Consider the following 18,802-nt stretch of genomic DNA (forward strand, 5'->3'; position numbering starts at 1 on the left):
CACACTCCTGGCCCCCTACCAGGCCCACACCGTCGAACTCCCCTCCTACCCCTTCCAACGCCAGCACTACTGGCTCGCACTGGAAGCCCCCTCGGCGACGCCCGGCGCGCCCCGCCCGGCGGTGCCGGCTGCCGAGTCGGCGAGCCTGCTGGGCGTGCGACTTCCGTCGTCGCCGCTCGCGCAGGCGCAGTTCGCCCCGCCGCTCGACCCGTCGGCGCACCCCTGCCTCGGCGACTTCGTGGTCGGCGGGCGGCCGGTGGTCAGCGCCGGAGTGTTCGTGGAGACGCTGATCGAGGCGGTCACCGAACTCGCCGGACCGGGACCGGTGTCCGTCCAGGACCTGGAGCTGCCCGTCGATCTGGCGCTCGCACCGACCGGACCCGAGCACGCGGCTCAACTCATCGTGAAGGGGGAACAGTTCGGCTACTACGCGCAGGACTCGGCCGGTGGCTGGCAGCTGCACGCGCAGGCCCGGGCCCAGTCGGGCGCGGCGGCCGCGCCGACGGTGGCGCTCGCGGCGGGCGGGTCGGGCCGTGAGCTGACCGGCGACGAGCTGTACCGGCTGCTGTGGCAGCGTGCCCTGTACCTGGGCTCCGCCGCTCGCTGGGTGGAGCGGATCAGGCTCGGCCGGAACGAGGCCACCGCCGAGATCCGGTCCGCGGTGCCCGGCGAGACCGAGGCGTACGTGATCCACCCCGGGCTCGTCGACGCGATGTTCCAGACCGCGCTGGCCTGCTTCCCGGCGGACGGCCCGGCTCTCGTGCCGGCCGGTCTCGAACGCTTCGTCCACTACGACCGCGGCGGTCCCCAGGACGGGCTCCGATGTCATGCCGAACTGTTCGATGGCGGCGCCCGGGCACGTATCCGGCTCGTCTCGGCGAACGGCCGGCTGGTGGCCGAGGCCGACGGTGTACGGTTCGTCCCCGCCCTGACCCGGTCGGCGGCGGAGCCCGAGACGGCACAGGCGCCTACAACGCACCACGTACCCGCGGCGGCGCGGGCTCAGGTTCCGGCTGCCGGGGCGCGCCCGCGCGTCGTGGCCCCGGCTGCCGTCACCACGACGGCCCCGGCCGAGGTGGTCGAGGCGACACCCGCCGTGGAGCCCGAGGCGGCGCGGGCGTTCGTGACCCGGACCGTCGCCCGGGCACTCGGGACGACGGCGGTGCGGCTCGACGCCAAGCAGTCGCTGCAGGCGCTCGGCCTGGACTCGCTGATCGCGATGAAGATCCGGACGACGCTGAACAAGGAGTTCGACGTCCTGCTGCCGATGGCGGCGTTCCTCGAAGGCCGCAGCACCGAGGACATCGCCGACGACATACTGGCCGCCCTCGGCTCCGGCACGGGGAGCCAGGAGGGTGCGGAGGCGGATGCCCCGCAGGCCGGCGGTGCAGCCGTCGTGGTCGAGGACGACTCCGAGCGGTACGAGCCGTTCGGTCTGACCGACCTCCAGCAGGCCTACCTCGTGGGCCGCGGCGACGCCTTCGAACTCGGCAACACCTCCACGTACTTCCAGATCGAGATCGACCTGGAGAACGTGGACCTGGACCGGCTCGGCGCGTCCTTCCGGGCGATGATCGAGCGGCACGACATGCTGCGGGCGGTCTTCACCGCCGAGGGCGAGCAGCGCATCCAGCGTGACGTCCCGGCCTATGTGATCCGGGAGACCGACGCCTCCGCGCTGGCCCCGGCCGAGCGCGAGGCCGAACTGGTCGCCGTGCACGAGGAGATGCGGCACCAGGTCTTCGACACCACGTGCTGGCCGCTGTTCGACGTGCGGGTGACCCGTGTCGACGAGCGGGTGATCCGGCTGCACGCCGGCTTCGACGCCCTGATCATCGACGGTTTCAGCACGTCGATCCTGTTCAAGGAGTGGGCGGCGCACTACCGCGGTGAGACGCTGCCCGAACTGCGGCTGCACTACCGGGACTACGTCAGGGAGGCCCGCGCCCTGGAGGCCGGACCGGAGTACGACCGGGCGCTCGCCTACTGGCGTGACCGTCTCGACACCCTGCCGCCCGCGCCCCAGCTGCCGCTGGCCGTCAGCCCGTCGAGCCTGGACCGGCCGGTGTTCAACCACCGTGGCGCGACCCTGGCCAAGGAGGACTGGGACCGGTTCAAGCAGCACGCGACGGCGGCCGGGGTCAGCCCGTCGGCGGCCCTGTGCACCGCGTACGCGCAGGTCATCGCGGAGTGGAGTGCCACTCCCGACTTCTCCCTGAACCTGCTCTACTTCAACCGGCTGCCGCTGCACCCGCAGGTCGGTGACGTCATCGGTCAGTTCTCCACGACGCTGATGCTGGAGATCCGCGACTCGGCGACCGACTCGTTCGCCGCCCGCGCCTCCGCGGTCCAGAGCCGGCTGTGGAGCGACATGGAGCACAGCCAGGTCAGCGGTGTGCAGGTGCTCCGGGAGCTGAACCGGGCGCGCGGCGCCTCGGTGCGGGCCGCCGCGCCGGTCGTCTTCACCAGCCTGGTGAACATGGCCGGTCAGCAGGACGGCGAGCGCGGTGGAGTCGTGCAGTACCTCACCGGGATCGGTGAGAACGGCCGCCAGGTGAGCAGCTCGGTCCGCACCCCGCAGGTGTGGCTGGACCATCAGGCGGTCGAGGAGGCCGGTGAGCTCCTCCTGAACTGGGACGTGATCGAGGAGCTGTTCCCTGCGGGCTGCATCGACGCGATGTTCGCCGCGTACCAGCGGACGCTGCGCGATCTGTCCCGCGACCCGGCGGCCTGGCAGCGGCCCAGGCCCGCGCTCGCACCCGTCGCCGACCTGGACGTACGGGCCGAGGCCAACGCCACCGACGGGCCGGTGCCCGACGGACTGCTGCACGACGCCGTGCTCGCGCGGGCGGCGGAGACGCCCGACGCGCCCGCGGTCGTCACGGGGTCGCTGACCCTGACGTACGCGGATCTCGAGCGCAGGTCCCACCGGGTGGGTCACCGGCTGCGCGCGCTGGGGGCCGGCCCCGGTGACCTGGTCGGCATCGTCATGGACAAGGGCTGGGAGCAGGTCGTCGCGGCCCTCGGCATCCTGCGGGCGGGTGCGGCGTACGTGCCGATCGACGCCCGGGTGCCCGCCGAGCGGCTGCATGTGCTGCTCGACAGCGCCGGGATCAGCCGGGTGGTCACCCAGCCGTGGGTGGACGACATCGCCGACTGGCCGCAGGGCGTGGCCAGGACCGTGGTGCGGGCCGACGAAGGGGCCGGCGAGCAGGGCGACGGCGCGGGCCGGGAGCCGGGTGGCGATCTCGAGCCGCTCGGGCCGTCCGGTGCCAAGCCCACCGACCTCGCCTATGTGATCTTCACGTCGGGCTCCACCGGGCTGCCCAAGGGCGTGATGATCGAGCACGGCGCGGCCCTGAACACGATCGTCGACGTCAACGAGCGCTATCGCGTCACCGCGGCAGACCGGGCCCTCGGCCTCTCCGCGATGCACTTCGACCTGTCGGTCTACGACGTCTTCGGACTCCTTTCGGCGGGCGGCGCCCTGGTGCTGCCCGAGCCGTCGGCGCACCGCGAGCCCGCCCGCTGGGCGGAGCTCGTCACCGAGCACGGGGTGACGATCTGGAACAGCGTGCCCGCGCTGATGGAGATGTTCACCGAGCACGCCCTCGCGAACCGGCTCACCGGGCTGCCGCTGCGGCTGGTCATGATGAGCGGGGACTGGATCCCGGTGAACCTTCCGGGCCGGATCCGGCTGCTCCTCGAGGACGCCGAGCTGTGGAGCCTCGGCGGCGCCACCGAGGCGTCGATCTGGTCGATCCTGCACCCCATCGGGGAGGTCAACGAGGACTGCGTGAGCATCCCCTACGGCAAGGCGATGCGTAACCAGCGCTTCCACGTGCTCGACGGCGCGATGCGGCCGTGCCCCGTGTGGGTGCCCGGCGACCTCTACATCGCCGGGGTCGGTCTGGCCCGCGGGTATCTGAACGACGAGGCCAAGACCAGCGCCGCCTTCCTGCACCACCCGGTCACCGGTGAGCGGCTCTACCGCACCGGCGACCTGGGACGCTTCCTGCCGGACGGCACCATCGAGTTCCTCGGCCGCCAGGACTCGCAGGTCAAGATCCAGGGCTACCGCATCGAACTGGGCGAGGTGGAGGCCGCTCTCACCCAGTGCGAGGGCGTACGGGCCGCCGCGGTCGTCGCGGCGGGCGAGCAGCACGGGCCCAAGCGGCTGATCGCGTACGTCGTCCTCGACGACGGGCGCGACGACACCGAGCAGCGGATCACCGAGTCGCTGCGCAAGGTGGTCCCGCAGCACCTGGTGCCGCAGCGCATCCTCGTCCTGGACGAGCTGCCGCTCAGCGACAACGGCAAGGTCAACCGGGCGGCGCTGCCCGCACCCGACGAGGTCGCCGTCGAAGGCGCCGGCTTCGTCGCCCCCCGCGACGAGGTGGAACGCCGACTCGCGGAGATCTGGGCGGAGTTCTTCGGTGTCACCGATATCGGGGTGACGGCGAGCTTCTTCGACCTCGGCGGGGACTCGCTGCTCGCGGTGCGTCTGATGGCCAGGATCGCCCGCGGTCTGGGCCGCAGCCTTCCGCTGTCCAGCCTCTTCGCCCGGCCGACGATCGAGCTGCTCGCCCAGGCGGTCCGGGAGGCCGGCAGCGTCGAGGACGGCCGCAGGGCGCTCGTGCCGGTACGCACCACGGGCTGGCGGACTCCGCTGGTGTTCGTCCACCCGGTCGGCGGTGACGTGCTCTGCTACGCGGAACTCGCCGAACTCCTTGGCCACGACCAGCCGTTCTACGCGCTGCAGCTCCCGGACACGGAGCTGCTGAGCGTCGAGGACATGGCCGCCCACTACGTCGCCGCGGTCCGTGAGGCGCTGCCCGACGGCCCGTACCGGGTCGGCGGCTGGTCGATGGGTGGCGTGATCGCCCTGGAGATGGCGGCCCAGCTCACCGCGGCGGGGGCCGAGGTGGAGCTGCTCGCCGTGGTCGACCTGATGGAGCGGCCCGGCCCGGCCGAGGGTGCGCCGGTCTCCGACGAGGTGCTGCTGTCCTGGTTCGCCCGGGATCTCGCGGGCCTCGCCGGGGTGGAGTGGGAGCTGCCGGCCGAGGCGTTCGACGGCCGTCCGCCGGTGGAGGTGCTGCACGCCGAGGCACGTGCGGCGGGGGCGTTGTCGGAGGACATCGACCTCGACACGCTGAGCTCCATCGTCGGCCGGTTCCAGAGCAACTACCGTGCCCTGCTGCGGTACGCGCCCAGCGCCTTCGCCGGCCGGGTGCTGTCGCTGCGGGCGGCGGACGGCGGCGCGTCCGTCGACACCGCGTCCCGCTGGATGGAGTACTTCCCCGGCGACGCCGCCCTCGTCGACGTACCCGGCGACCACTACACGGTGATGCGCGGTGAGCGGCTGCGGGTCCTGGCGGACGAGCTGCGCCGGGCTCTCGACTCCAACTGAACCGACCCGGCCGGGCCGCCCCTCTGGCGGCCCGGCCGATCCACCCCGGACCGGTCCTTCGGGTTCCACGGGTCCAGGTCCAAGAAGTGAGGACAATCGGTATGGGAATTGATCAGGCCGACCCGGCACGGCGGCAGGCCGGTGAGCGGACGAGCACGCTGCCGGCCACCGTGCCGGTCGCCGTCGTCGGAGCGGGCCAGTCCGGGCTCGCCGTCGGGTACTACCTCCGGCAGGCCGGTGTGGAGTGCGTGCTGCTCGACGCGGGCAGCGAGGTCGGAGAGACGTGGGAACGGCGCTGGGACTCGCTGACGCTGTTCACGTCCGCGCAGTTCTCCGGGCTGCCGGGCCTGCCCTTCCCCGGTGACGGCCGGCACTACCCGGGCAAGGACGAGGTGGTGGCGTACCTGCGGGACTACGCCGAGCGGTTCGACCTGCCGGTGCTGCCGGACCACCGGGTGCTGTCGGTACGCCGGGACGGTGACGGCTATCTGCTGAGCACGACGCACGGCGACTGCCGGGCCGGGCAGGTCGTGATCGCGACCGGGGCGTTCGGCATACCCCGTCTTCCGGAGTTCGCCGCCGTGCTGAGTCCGGACGTGCCCACCCTCCACACCACCGAGTACCGGGGCCCCGCGCAGGTGGCGCCGGGGACCGTGGTGGTCGTCGGCGACGGCAACTCCGGCCGGCAGATCGCCGCCGAGCTGTCCACGACCCACGACGTGGTGCTCAGTTGCAGCGAGGCCGTCTCGCCTCCCCTGCCGCAGACGGTCGTCGGCCGGGACATGTTCTGGTGGATGAGCGTCCTCGGGGTGATGCGCCTGCCCGTGAGCATGCAGGCGCCCGACCCGGTCGTCGGCGACCGGGTGCCCGAGCTCGTCGCGGCGGGCGGGATCCGGACCGTGGGCCGGATCACCGCGGCCGACGGCGCCGAGCTCCTGGTCGCGGGCGGCGAGCGCGTCAAGCCGTCCACGGTGATCTGGGCGACGGGCTTCCGCACCGACTGGAGCTGGCTCGACCCGGAGATGCTCGACGACGACGGGCAGCCGCGGCACACCGAGGGCACGGGAGCCGTGCCCGGCAGCTACTACCTGGGGCTGTACCGGATGCGTACCCGCGGGTCGGCGCTGATCGGCTTCGTCGGCCGCGACGCCGAGCACGTCGCGACGGCGCTCGTCGCCACCGCCCGGGGCAAGGACACCACGACCACTCCGCCCACGACAGAAGGCCAGGCGTCATGACCAGTGCCACCTCCACCGAACTCGATGTGCTGGGGGCGCTGTTGGCGTTCGACTTCATCGGGTTCGCCCAGAAGTCGGCCGCTCTCGACCCCACCGGACCGCGGTACGGCCAGGCGGTCGGCACCGCCTTCGGTATCGCGGCCCGTCGGCGCTTCCCGCAGGGCGCGACGCCGCGGGAGATCGGCGACTACGTCGCGGAGGTCCTCGGCTCGCTGGACGCCGGTGCGGAGGACTTCGACCCGGCGTTCCTCCAAGGCCTGGTCGCCGCCGGACTCGACGAGGGCTCGGTGCCCGGCGGCGAGCACCCGGACCCCGAGACGACGATCCAGGCCCGGCTCGTGCTGACGCTCCGGCTGGTGCGGGAGCTGGGTCTCGACACCGACCGGCAGCGGGAGCTGCTGGCCGAGACGGCGGACCGACTGGCGGCCTGAGCGGCCCGAGGTCACCGGACCGGGCCTGGGATCCCGGAACCGGGGCCCGAGGCCGGCGGACCGGGAGCGGCGCCCCGGACGGTCCTGGTGCTCCAGGACGTCCGGGGCGCCGCTCCGTCGTTCACTCCCGGGGTGCCCCGGACCCCGTGGGCGCCTGCGCGTCGGAGTCACCCGGGCCCGGGAGCCAGACGTCCAGCGCCCCTTCCGCGTACAGGGTCCGTACGGCCAGCTTGTCGTACTTGCCGACGCTGGTCTTGGGCACCGCCTCCACGAAGGACCACCGCTCCGGCACCCACCAGCGTGCCACCCGCCCGGTCAGGAACTCCCGCAGCTCGTCCCCGTGGGCCTCGGCGCCCGGCACCAACGACACGCAGGCCAGCGGGCGTTCCTCCCAGCGCGGGTCGGGCACACCGACCACGATCGCTTCGAGGACCGCGGGGTGCTCGATGATCGCGTTCTCCAGCTCGATGGTGGAGATCCACTCGCCGCCGCTCTTGATGCCGTCCTTGAGCCGGTCGCTGACCACCACCCAGCCGCCCGGCTCGATCACGCCCAGGTCGCCGGTGCGCAGCCAGCCGTCGTGGAACTTCTCGGGGGAGTCCGGGGTGTTGTAGTACGAGCCGGTGACCCAGGGCCCGCGCAGCTCCAGTTCGCCCACCGAGGTTCCGTCCCACGGCTGTTCGGTGCCGTCCTCGGCGATCAGCCGTACGTCGACGTAGGGCATCACCCGGCCGCTCTTGGCCAGCCAGCCGACCTCCTCCTCGTCGGGGGTGCCGTACGGGGGGACCGCGAAGGTGGCGAGGGGGCTGGTCTCGGTGAGGCCCCAGCCCTGTGTCAGGAGGACCCCGTAGCGGTCCTTGAGCTGTTGCAGCAGGGCGCGCGGCGGGGTCGCGCCGCCGCAGCCCGCGAGCCGCACGCTGCTCAGGTCCAGCGGGTGCTGTTCGCCGTGGTGGACCAGGCTGTTCCAGATCGTGCAGATCGCGGCCACCGCGGTGGGCCGCTCCTCGTTGATGATGCGGACCAGGTCCGGGGTGTGCAGCTGCCGGCCGTTCATGATCAGGTCGGAGCCCGCCAGCCAGGCGGAGTACGGCCATCCCCAGGCGTTGGCGTGGAACATCGGCACGATCGGCAGGACGCGGTCGCCGTCGTGCATCGCGAAGCCGGAGCCGCCCGAGACGCCGAGGGTGTGCAGGGAGATCGAGCGGTGGCTGTAGGCCACGCCCTTGGGGTCCCCGGTGGTGCCGGTGGTGTAGCAGAGCGCGGCCGCCTCCCGCTCGTCCAGGTCGGGCCAGACATAGCCGGGCCGCTCGGCCGCGAGGAGATCGTCCCAGCGGTGCACGGCGATGTGCCCGGGCAGGTCGACCTCCGGCGGGCCGCCGATGACGACCACGTGGCGTACGCTGCCGAGCCGGTCGCGCAGGGGGATGAGCATGTCCTGGAGGGTCGAGTCGACCAGGAGGACGGAGTCCTCGGCGTGCTCGACGATGTAGCCCAACTGGTCGGGGTGGAGGCGGAGGTTGAGCGTGTGCAGTACGGCGCCCATGCTCGGTACGGCGAGATAGGCCACCAGGTGTTCGGGGGTGTTCCAGGCGAGCGTGGCGACGCGCTCGCCGATCTGCACTCCCAACCTGGCTATTGCTGCGGCGAGTTGTTCGGCCTGGGCGGCGATGTCGGCGAAGGTCTGTAAGGACCGTTCGTTCTGTGCGTCGGCACATCGGATCACCCGGCTGTCTGCGTAGACGCGTTGCCCGTGCGCGAGGAGGTCACGGACGAGCAGCTCGCGGTCCTGCATGGTGCTCTTCATGGTGCGGCCCCTTGGAGGTTGCGCCGTCAGAAGGGCGGAGCCGGCCCCGAGGGTGGAGCCGGCTCCGAGGGTGGCTGACGGCTCTGAGGGTGGTGAGGGTGAGGCGGGGGACGCCGAGAGTGGGTGACGGCAGGGCGCCGTCACCCACGTCTGCCTGGCCCGGGGCCAGTGCGTCGGATCAGCCCAGGTACTGGATGTCCCCCACCAGCGTGGCGCTGACGTGGTCGTGGTCGAGGAGGTTGACCCGGGCGTTCATCTTTCCGCTGCCGGCCACCATCGCGTAGTTGCCGGTTCCGCCGGTTATCTTGAACGTGCCGGTCGGGTAGACCAGGGTGGCCGTCGACACCGGCGCGGTGAGGGCGTAGCTGAGGTTGAGCTTGTCGCCGTCGGCCTCGGTGAGCGTCAGCGTCCCCTTGATGTCGTACTTGCCGGGGATGGTCGCGAGACACACCACCTCGGTCTGGGACCAGGTGGCGCTGCCGACCGGCTTGCCGGTGGCGGTCCCCGTCCCGACCACGTTGTAGCCGTTACAGCCCACGGTGTCCGGATGCGTGGTCGCGACCACGCCGAAGTTCGAGGCGATGTCGACGGTGGGCAGCCATGTGTCGGCGACGATGCCCGCGCGGTCGGTCTCGGTGGCGAACGTGACGCCGGCCGTCCCGCCGGTGATGAGTACCGCCGCGGCCGCCACCCCTGCGGCGCGCGCGAGCCATCGGTTCGTGAGTCTTGTCATCTTCTCCCCCGGAATGATGCAGAAATTGCCCAACTGCGCCTATATGAAGGCCTGTTGGGGACAGCTTCCCTGATCGAAAGCCCTTCCGTCGAGGCATTCCGGCATTTCCGTCCGGGAGGCTCGGATTCCGAAATGTGCCCTCTCCACGAATCCGCGCGGGGCGCCCGTCAGCCGAGCTGGCGGCGTACGAGCGCGTGGAACGGACCGCTCGTGTCGGCGAGCAGTTCGGCCGGCGGTCCCTGCTGGGCGACCCGGCCGTCCGCCATGACGATCACCCGGTCGGCGTCCATGACCGTGGACAGCCGGTGGGCGATCACGACGCGCGTGGCGCGCAGCGTGCGCGTCGACTCGATGACGACGCGCTGGGCCTCGTTGTCCAGGGCACTGGTGGCCTCGTCCAGGAAGAGGACGCGCGGCTTGCGGATGAGGGCCTGGGCGATCATGAGCCGCTGGCGCTGACCGCCGGACACGGTGCCGCCGCCGTCGGACAGCATGGTGTGCATGCCCATGGGCATGGCCTTGATGTCCTCGGCCAGACCGGCCATGGCGGCCGCCTCCCAGGCCTCCTCCGGCGGGTACGGCTCCGCCCCGCGGATGCAGTCGAGGATCGAGCCGGAGAACGGCTGCGCGTTCTGCAGGACGACGCCGCACTGCCGGCGTACGGCCGCCCGGTCGAGTGCCGTCAGATCCTGGCCGTCGTACAGCACACTGCCCGCGACCGGCCTGTCGAAGCCGATGAGCAGGCGGAGCAGGGTCGACTTGCCGCAGCCGCTGGCCCCGACGATCGCGACGAACTCGCCGGGTCGCACCTGGACCGACACGTCGTCCAGCACGAGCGGACCGTCCTCGGTGTACCGGTAGGACAGGTTCTTCGCCTCGACCGCCCCGCTCAGCACCCCCGGCCGGGTGCTGGAACCGCGCACCTCGGGGGTCTCCCGGAGGACCGGCCCGATCTGTTCGAACATCGGCTGCACGGCTGCGGCCGAGATGAGCGCGCCGGTCAGCTGGGTGACCGAGGACAGCAGGATCGTCACGGCCGTGCTGAAGGTGAGGAACTCGGCGGCGGACATGCTGCCCCTGGCCGGTCCCGCGAGCAGCATGAACATCACCAGCATGCACAGCGGCGGGCTGACCGCGTTGAGGACGGTGATGACGTTCTTGATCCGGCCGATCCGCTGCTGGAGCTCCCGGGTGCGGGCGAACTCCCGCGCCCAGGCGGCGTAGGCGAAGCTCTCGGCGGCGGCCACGCGCAGCTTGGGCAGCCCGCGCAGGGTCTGGAACGCCTGGTTGTTGAGCTTGTTGCCGAGCGTGAGCAGCCGCCGCTGGTACCGCAGCTGCCACAGCCCGAGCCCCAGGAAGAGCGCGGCGATGACGAACAGCATGGCGAGCGCGACCAGGGCCAGCGGCACGCTGTAGAAGAGCAGCAGGACGAGGTTCATCGTGCCGACGGTGCTCGCCTGCAGACAGACCGAGCCGATGCCGGAGAGCACGCTGCGGATGGCGCTGACGCCCATGGCGGCGCTCGCCAGCTCTCCGGTGGAGCTGCCGGCGAAGAAGGTCACCGGCAGCCTCAACAGCCGGTCCCAGACGGCAGGTTGCAGGGTGGCCTCGATGCGGCCCTCCACCCGCAGGATCGCGATGTTCTGCAGCAGCATGAAGGCGGCCGAGACGACACCGGCCGCGACGAGCGCGAGCGCCGTCTGCACGATGAGGCTGTCCTCGGCGCGCGGTACGTACTCGCCGAGGACCTTGCCGGTGGCGATGGGGACGAGCGCGCCGAGGCCGACCGCTACCAGGCCGCCCAGGAGGAGGCTGCGCAGGTCGCCGCCGGTCCCCCGCAGACTGAAACGGAGCAGGCGCAGCAGGCCCGGCCGGCCGTCGGGCAGCGGGCGGTAGAACATGACGGCTGCGGGTTCGAAGGTGCCCTCGTCGGCGGCGCCCACGCGCTCCCGGGTGCCGGTGGCGGGGTCGACGGCCTCGTAACCGCCGCGCCGCCACAGCAGGGCGACCGGTGCGCCGTCCTCCTCCCGCCGTCCCACCAGGGGCCCGCTGTTCTCGCGCCACCAGCGGCCGTGGAGGCTGACGACCCGGGTGCGGATCCGCGAGGCGAGTGCGATGCGTTCGACGGGATCGATCCGCCCGGCGTCGGCGCCGGTCCCGACCGGCGCCGACAGGGCGATGCCCGCCTCGCGTGCGACCAGCCGGCACACGGCGAAGGCCGCGTCGTCGCCCCCGCCGCGTCCGGACGCCCCGCGCGACCGGCCGCCGGAGCGGCCGATGGAGGCGATCAGGGCCTGGTCGGCCTGGGTACGGGCGGCCTCACCGGCCTCGATGCCGGCCGCCGTACGGTCCTCGTGGGCGCGCTCGACCTGTTCGATCCAGTTGTCCAGGGCGTACAGCAGCCGGTACTGCTGGTCGACCATGCCCTGCCACATCGCCCCGTCGACGAGAAGCGCGGCCGCGGTGTCGTATCCGTCGTACCCCTCGTACACGGCGCCGTACTGGACGCTGCCCGGGGTGATCTGCATCCACAGGACGTCGTCGTCGGCCGCGCCCGCGCCGGCGGTGGCGCGGCTCTCGAGCGGCGCCTGGTAGAGGACGCGCAGGCCGCGCCCGATGCCGAGCGCGAAGGCGTTCTCCAGGGGGCTCAACGGCACCTCGGCGACGCCGTACTCCCCCGGTCCGTACGCCTCCGGCCCGAACCGGCCCTGTCCGTACGGGTCGTAGCCGTACTCTCCGTGCCCGTACTCTCCGTGCCCGTAGCCCCCGTGGCCGTACTCCGCCTGTCCGTGTCCGTACTCCCCGTGTCCGTACGGCTGCAGCTCGCGCAGTTCGATGCGGCGCAGCAGGCAGCCCTGCAGGGGTCGGCCGATCAGGGTGTGGCCGGGGCCCTCGGCCGGGCCGAGCAGCAGCGTGCCCGGTGCGAGGCGGCCCAGGAAGTGCCAGTGGCCCTCCTGCGCCGCGTCGATCGCGAACAGGTCGAGCTCGCCCTCGACGACGAGCCACAGCACGAGCGGCCCCTCCAGGGACAGGCTGCGCATGCCCGTGCAGTCGAGGGGCGTACCGAGCCCGCCCAGGGCGGCCACGACCGGGTCCAGGACGGCGGGTGCGGGGTGGGAGGACGTCACCTCAGTGCTCCTTGACCAGTTCGGCGTAGGCGCCCCGCGCCGCGAGCAGCTGCTCGTGCCGCCCGCGCTCGACGACGGTGCCCCGCTCCAGGACGACGATCTCGTCGCTGTCGCGGACGGTGCTCAGCCGGTGGGCGATGACCACGCAGGCGCAGCCCCGGCGCCGCAGGTTGTCGATGACGAGACGCTCGGTCGCCGCGTCCAGGGCGCTGGTCACCTCGTCGAGGACCATGACGCTGGGGCGGCGTACCAACGCCCGTGCGATCTCCAGGCGTTGGCGCTGGCCACCGGAGAAGTTGCGGCCGTCCTGCTCGACCCGGCTGTGGATGCCGCCGGGGCGGCGCGCGATCACCTCGTACACGGCGGCGTCCTCGAGGGCGGCCACGACGGCCTCGTCGGGGATGGAGGGGTCCCAGAGGGCGACGTTGTCGCGGACGGTGCCCTCGAAGAGGAAGACGTCCTGGTCGACGAAGGAGACGGAGGCGGCGAGCGCGCCGCGCGGGATGTCCTCGAGACGCATGCCGTCGATGCGGATGGCGCCCTCCCAGGGGGCGTAGAGCCCGGAGATCAGCCGCGAGACGGTGGACTTGCCGCTGCCGGAGCCGCCGACCAGCGCGACCTGCTGCCCGGGGCCGACCGAGAGCGAGAAGCCGTTCAGGAGCGGGGCGTCCAGCGGGCTGTAGCCGAAGGTGATGCCGTCGAGCACCACATGGCCCTTGAGGCGGCGGGTGGCGGCGGGCGGCTCGCGCCGTGAGTAGATCGGGTCGACGGGGAAGTTCTCGACGTCCTTGAGCCGGGCGACGTCGGCCGCGAAGTCCTGGATGCGGCCTGCCACGCCGTTGAGGCGGGTGATCGGCGTGGTGAAGCTGGTGATGAGGGCCTGGAAGGCGACGAGCAGGCCGACCGAGAGGTGCCCCTCCACCGCGCGCAGACCGCCGATCATCAGGATCAGCGCGCTGTTGAGCGCGGCGAGTGTCGGGGCGACGATCGCCAGCCACATGCTGGGCACGCCGAGCCGCTGCTGCACGTCGAGGGTGACGGCGTGCTGGCCCGCCCAGCGGCGGAAGAAGCCGTCCTCGCCGCCGGTGGCCTTCATCGTCTCGATGAGCTGCAGACCGCTGTACGAGGTGTTGGTCAGCCGGGCGCTCTCGGCGCGGAGTTTCTGGGTGTCGGTGGCTCTCACATGGATCACGATCCGCATGGCCACGACGTTGAGCAGCGCGATGCCGATGCCGACGACCGTCAGCTGCGGGTCGTACGTCCAGAGCAGCACCGCGTAGAGGACCACGACCACCGCGTCCACGCCGGCGGCGGCCAGGTCCCGTGCCAGTGTCTCGGCGACCGCGTCGTTGGACTGCAGGCGCTGGACCAGGTCGGCCGGGTTGCGCTGGGAGAAGAAGGCGACGGGGAGGCGGAGCAGGTGCCGCAGGAAGCGGGCGCTGCCGAGCGTGGACGAGATGATGCGGCCACGCAGCAGGTTGGACTGCTGGAGGAGGGTGAGCACCGCCGTGAGCAGCAGGGCCGCCGCCATCGACGCGAAGAGCACGCCGAGGAGCGACGTCTGCTCGCCGATCAGGAACATGTCGATGTACGTACGGCTCAGCGCGGGTATCGCCGCGCCGACCACGACAAGGAGGAGGCTGGCGAGCACGGCGGCGAGGAGGGTTCCCGAGGTGCCGCGCAGGCGGGCCGGCATCGCGCCCATGACGCCGGGCCTGCGTCCGGTGCGGCGGAAGCCCTCGCCGGGCTCGAAGGTGAGCACGACCCCGGTGAAGCTGGTGTCGAACTCGTCCATGGGCACGAATCGCCGGCCCTTGGCCGGGTCGTTGATGTGGACGCCGCGGCGGCCGAGACGGCGCCCGATGCCCTCGTAGACGACGTAGTGGTTGAACTCCCAGAAGAGGATGGCCGGCGGCCCCACTCCGGCGAGCGCGGCGAGGTCCATCTGCATGCCCTTGGCCTTCAGGCCGTAGCCGCGGGCCGCCTTGAGGAGGTTGCTCGCGCGGGATCCGTCGCGGGAGACGCCGCAGGCGATGCGGAGCTCCTCCAGGGCGACGAACCGGCCGTAGTGGCCGAGCACCATGGCGAGCGCGGCGGCGCCGCACTCCACCGCCTCCATCTGCAGCACGGTGGGGGTGCGTACGGGGCGGGGCGTACGGCCCTTCGGGACGGGCCTGCGGCGCCGGGGGTTTCGGCCGTCCGGCTCGGGGCGGCGGCGCCGGCCGGCGCCCTGCGGCTCGGGGCGGTGCCGCCGGTGCCCGGCGGGCGGGAGCTGGGGGGTCTGGGTCGTGTCGGGCGACGCGGTCACGGGAGCGGCCAATCGAGCTGGGGGGTCGTGTCGGGCGACGCGGTCACGGGAGCAGCCAGTCGACGGGGCGTTGCGCGGCGAGGTGGACGGTTCCGGTGACGGGTGTCGTGGAGTCGACGGCGTACGGGGGCCCGTCGGCCGAGGACCACCGGTAGCCGGACGGGGTCGCGGCCGAGCGCTCCAGCTGGACGAGCACCGCGACGGGGTTGCCGTGCCGGGCGAACTGCGCGGCGAGCCTGCTGTCGCCGAGGAAGCCGCTGATCTGCGCCGGTGTCTGGGGGGCGCGGCCGACGGCCTTGACCCGGCCGCGGAGCACGCCGAACCGCTGCTGGGGTGCGGACTGGACGCCGAGGTCGACCTGGGCGCCGACGGGGATCGCCGCGCCGCTGTCGCCGGGCACGTAGAGCATGGCCGTCAGGGGGTCGTCCGGGTTCTTCACGCGTTCCACGGTCGCCACGTCGGCGCCGGTGGTGACGACGAGACCGGTCTTGGCGAGGAGGGCCGTCACCCGCCCTCCGTCGACCACGCGGACGTCCCGGTCGCCCTGCGGCGTCCGGACCGTGAGCAGGCGCGCGTCCGGGGACACCAGCTGCCCCTCCTTGGCGTGGACGGCGGTGACCTGTCCCGCGAACGGGCTCTGCAGGAGGTAACTGCCCTCGGCCCGGGTGAGAACGCCGGGTGCGCTCAGCTTGGAGGACACGGATCCGGTGAATGCCCAGAAGGTCGCGGCGGCCATCACGACGACGGTGACCGCGAGCACGAGCCGGCCCTGCGGGCGCGCGAACCGTACCGGCAGGTCGAGTTCTTCGGGCGATTGCAGCTTGGAAAGCGCCTTCTGACGGAACTGCACGGACTCTTCCTTCGACTGCATTCTTCACGGGGCTGCCGAATTGACCGGCGGAAGCCCGCTTGCGATGGGCGGGAAGGGCAGCCGTGAACCCCGGAACGGAAATGCGTTCCGGGGTTCACGGATATGCCGCTCAGAGACCGGCGACACCGACGTTGACACCGGCGAGGCCCGTGACGACGCCCGGCAGGGCCTGCACGCCCTGGACGGTCTGGAGCGAGGTCACGGTGCCGAGGACGGTGCTGACGTCGCCGACCACGGCGCCGGCGAGGCCACCGGAGATGGCGAGGCCGCCGGAAACGGCGTCAAGCTCGGCGTCGGCGATCTCACGGGTCTCGATGTCGTTACGCATGTGTGCGCACCCTTCAATTCGTGTGAATGTTTTTACCCCGGCTGGAATCAAGCACCGTTCCGACGGCGGCCGCGATGTGCAGATGTAAGCACGCGAACGGGTTGCCCGGCCAACCGAGTTGACGTGCTGCGGCACACGAATTCATCACCGAATCGAAGCACGTTTCGATCTATTTGGCAGATCGCCAGGAGATCACCACAGGTTCTCCGCAGGATCGAGTAACAGAAATCGGCCCTCCGTCGCCCCGGTGGAACGCAAGGGGACATAGACCCCTCAAACGACGGGAGCGCGGCCGTCATGTCGAGGGGCGACACAAGGGGAGGGGCCTCTTCCTCTTGCACGATGTGAAGATTCGCCGGAGCGACGCTCGGTGAGGAGGCCGACACCCCGGGTGCCGACCGAACTCCGAGCGCCGCTCCGGCGAAGAGACCTCGACCAGGGCCTCTCCGACCCTGATCGGCAAGACACTCCCTAGGACACCGACGTCTTCTCGGGAGCGGGGGCGGCGGCCGACGGCGTCCCCTCGGCCGGGCGCGCCGCCGCGCGCCCCCGCAGGCCGAGGCCCGCGATCAGTGCGACCAGGGCGAACGCCGTGGCGCCGATCCAGAAGGTGAGGGTGAAGCCGGACTCCGCCGGCAGCGGCGGGACGCCCGCCGGGAGGTGCTCGATGGTCTGCGAGGCCAGGATCGTGGTGACGACCGCGCTGCCGATCGCGCTGCCGGTGGAGCGGGAGATGGAGTTGATGCCGTTGGCGATGCCGCTCTGGTGGTGCGGGACGCTCGACATGATGACGGCCGGCATGGCCGCGTAACCGAAGCTGACGGCCGCGCCGACGACGATCCCCGCCCCGATCACCGAGGCCGTGTGGCCGTGGCCGAGGGCGAGCCAGGCGAAGCCGACGGCGCCGAGCCCCGCGGCCAGGGCGAGGGCCGTGCGCGGTCCGCGGTGGCGGACCAGCTGGCCGCCGATCGGGGAGGCGAGCAGCGAGACGATCGCACCGGGCAGCAGGAACTCCACGGAGGCGCGCAGGATGGACGCGTCGAAGCCGTAGCCGGTGAGGGCCTCGGGCATCTGGACGAGGTAGGAGACGCCCAGGAAGTTCGCGAACATGCCGAAGCCGACGAGGATGCCGGCCAGGTTGGCCATGAGGACCGGGCGGTGGACGAACATCTTCATGTCGACGAGTGGTTCGCGGACCTTCCGCTCCACGAGGACCCAGACGACCGCCATGACGGCCGCGCCGGCGAAGCTGCCGAGCGTCCGGGCCGAGGCCCAGCCCCATTCATGGCCCTGCGAGATGGGCAGCAGGAGCAGCAGCAGCGTGATGCCGAGGGTGAGCGCGCCGAGGAAGTCGGTCCGGCCGCCCGTCTTGTGGCGGGTCGCGGGGACGAGGAACACGACCGCGAGCAGGGCGAGCGCGGCGAAGCCGGTCGCCATCCAGAAGGCGCTGCGGTAGTCGGCGTCGGAGCCGGAGGTGAGCAGGCCGGTCGCGACGAGCGCGAGGCCGCTGCCGAAGGCGAGGGTTCCGCTCACCAGGGACATGGCGCCGGGCAGCTTCTGCGGCCTGACCTCCTCGCGCAGGACGGAGAGGGCGAGCGGGAAGATCGCGGTGGCGGCGCCCTGGAGGACGCGGCCGAGGATCAGCAGGGGCAGCGAGGTCGCGAGGGCGGCGACGACGGAGCCGACGACCATGACGCCGAGGACGGCGACGAGGGTGGGCTTCTTGCCGTGCTGGTCGCCGAAGCGGCCGAGCAGCGGGGTGAAGACGGCGGCGGAGAGCAGCGTGGCCGTGGTCACCCAGCTCACATTGGCCGTGGAGGTGCCGAGGTCGGTGCGGATGAGGCCGAGGATCGGGACCGGCAGGGTCTGCATCATCGAGACGACCATGGCGGCGAGACTCAGGGCGAAGACGATGACCGTCTCGCGCCGGGCATCGGCGGCGGGCGGTGTGGGGGCATGACTCATGGCAGGGAGGGCCTTTTCCGGTGACGCGGGAGCTTCAGATCATCGATGTTTGATGTCATCAAGTACTTGGTCGAAGGTAGACCCGGATACTTGAGGTGGTCAAGTAAACAATTGATAATGTCAAGTGTTCTGAGTACGCTCGACGCATGAGCGCGACGACCCAGACCCCCACCAGGCTCCAGCTCATGGAGCTCCTCGCCGCCATCGGCACGGCCCAGTGGCGCGACTTCGCGGCCGCCGCGGCCCACCACGGTCTGACCTCCACCCAGGCGAAGGTCCTCGCCCAGCTCAACGGCCCGCTGCCGATGCGCGCCCTCGCCACCCTGCTCGTCTGCGACGCGTCCAACGTCACCGGAATCATCGACCGCCTGGAGGCCCGCTCCCTGGTCCGCCGCGAGCCCGACCCCTCCGACCGACGCGTCAAGAACGTCGTGGCGACCGACGAGGGCCGGGACATCATCCGCCGCGTCCGCGAGGAGATGCAGGCCACCAGCGGCGCCCTCGACACCCTCGACGCGGCCGAGAGCACGACCCTCTACGACCTGCTCGCCCGGCTCCGCCCGGGCATGGAGAAGAACGCCTGACC

Annotated in this window: 11 protein-coding genes; 4 read left to right on the top strand and 7 right to left on the bottom strand. The window is 71.9% G+C overall.

The genetic code is table 11. The annotated features are described in order from the left end of the window. The 3 genes from E0F75_RS33690 to E0F75_RS33700 all read left to right on the top strand — a co-directional run. Positions 1 to 5,410 (top strand): non-ribosomal peptide synthetase (locus E0F75_RS33690; protein ID WP_229314769.1); only part of this gene is annotated, 5,410 nt, incomplete at its 5' end. A gap of 101 nt (positions 5,411 to 5,511) precedes the next feature. Next, positions 5,512 to 6,648 (top strand): NAD(P)/FAD-dependent oxidoreductase, encoded by a 1,137-nt coding sequence (locus E0F75_RS33695; RefSeq protein WP_229314770.1) that lies wholly within the window; start codon positions 5,512 to 5,514, stop codon positions 6,646 to 6,648. After that, complete coding sequence (locus tag E0F75_RS33700) at positions 6,645 to 7,079, top strand: hypothetical protein (RefSeq protein WP_229314771.1); 435 nt, start codon at positions 6,645 to 6,647, stop codon at positions 7,077 to 7,079. The genes E0F75_RS33695 and E0F75_RS33700 overlap by 4 nt, the downstream gene beginning before the upstream one ends. A 121-nt stretch (positions 7,080 to 7,200) precedes the next feature. On the opposite strand, the gene E0F75_RS33705 is transcribed toward E0F75_RS33700, so the two are convergent. From E0F75_RS33705 to E0F75_RS33735, 7 genes are all read right to left on the bottom strand, one after another. Next, positions 7,201 to 8,883, bottom strand: coding sequence for a long-chain-fatty-acid--CoA ligase (locus E0F75_RS33705; RefSeq protein ID WP_229314772.1), 1,683 nt, complete (start codon positions 8,881 to 8,883; stop codon positions 7,201 to 7,203). Between the two features lie 178 nt (positions 8,884 to 9,061). Beyond that, positions 9,062 to 9,616 carry a hypothetical protein gene (locus E0F75_RS33710; protein WP_229314773.1) on the bottom strand — a complete coding sequence of 185 codons (555 nt, stop codon included), beginning with the start codon at positions 9,614 to 9,616 and terminating at the stop codon, positions 9,062 to 9,064. A gap of 167 nt (positions 9,617 to 9,783) precedes the next feature. Next, a complete protein-coding gene (locus E0F75_RS33715; RefSeq protein ID WP_374115479.1) occupies positions 9,784 to 12,744 on the bottom strand; it encodes an NHLP bacteriocin export ABC transporter permease/ATPase subunit in 2,961 nt (986 codons plus the stop codon). 1 nt (position 12,745) lies between these two features. Further along, positions 12,746 to 14,863 (bottom strand): NHLP family bacteriocin export ABC transporter peptidase/permease/ATPase subunit, encoded by a 2,118-nt coding sequence (locus E0F75_RS33720; protein ID WP_229314886.1) that lies wholly within the window; start codon positions 14,861 to 14,863, stop codon positions 12,746 to 12,748. 232 nt (positions 14,864 to 15,095) lie between these two features. Next, positions 15,096 to 15,902, bottom strand: a complete 807-nt coding sequence (locus E0F75_RS33725) for an HlyD family efflux transporter periplasmic adaptor subunit (RefSeq protein WP_229314774.1) — start codon at positions 15,900 to 15,902, stop codon at positions 15,096 to 15,098. Positions 15,903 to 16,032: 130 nt separating this feature from the next. After that, positions 16,033 to 16,251, bottom strand: coding sequence for a hypothetical protein (locus E0F75_RS33730; RefSeq protein ID WP_055600716.1), 219 nt, complete (start codon positions 16,249 to 16,251; stop codon positions 16,033 to 16,035). Positions 16,252 to 16,722: 471 nt separating this feature from the next. Beyond that, positions 16,723 to 18,216 (bottom strand): MFS transporter, encoded by a 1,494-nt coding sequence (locus E0F75_RS33735; protein ID WP_229314775.1) that lies wholly within the window; start codon positions 18,214 to 18,216, stop codon positions 16,723 to 16,725. A gap of 146 nt (positions 18,217 to 18,362) precedes the next feature. Here E0F75_RS33735 and E0F75_RS33740 point away from each other — a divergent pair, with 146 nt between their 5' ends. After that, entirely contained in the window at positions 18,363 to 18,800 is a 438-nt protein-coding gene (locus E0F75_RS33740) for a MarR family winged helix-turn-helix transcriptional regulator (RefSeq protein WP_229314776.1), read from the top strand. Positions 18,801 to 18,802: the final 2 nt, after the last annotated feature.

Source organism: Streptomyces sp. CB02980 (assembly GCF_014451325.2).
Taxonomy (GTDB): Bacteria; Actinomycetota; Actinomycetes; order Streptomycetales; family Streptomycetaceae; genus Streptomyces.

Coding starts and splice junctions, on each gene's coding strand:
- E0F75_RS33695 (WP_229314770.1), top strand. CDS start 5,512: ATGGGAATTGATCAGGCCGACCCGGCACGGCGGCAGGCCGGTGAGCGG.
- E0F75_RS33730 (WP_055600716.1), bottom strand. CDS start 16,251: ATGCGTAACGACATCGAGACCCGTGAGATCGCCGACGCCGAGCTTGAC.
- E0F75_RS33700 (WP_229314771.1), top strand. CDS start 6,645: ATGACCAGTGCCACCTCCACCGAACTCGATGTGCTGGGGGCGCTGTTG.
- E0F75_RS33720 (WP_229314886.1), bottom strand. CDS start 14,863: ATGGAGGCGGTGGAGTGCGGCGCCGCCGCGCTCGCCATGGTGCTCGGC.
- E0F75_RS33740 (WP_229314776.1), top strand. CDS start 18,363: ATGAGCGCGACGACCCAGACCCCCACCAGGCTCCAGCTCATGGAGCTC.
- E0F75_RS33735 (WP_229314775.1), bottom strand. CDS start 18,216: ATGAGTCATGCCCCCACACCGCCCGCCGCCGATGCCCGGCGCGAGACG.
- E0F75_RS33710 (WP_229314773.1), bottom strand. CDS start 9,616: ATGACAAGACTCACGAACCGATGGCTCGCGCGCGCCGCAGGGGTGGCG.
- E0F75_RS33705 (WP_229314772.1), bottom strand. CDS start 8,883: ATGAAGAGCACCATGCAGGACCGCGAGCTGCTCGTCCGTGACCTCCTC.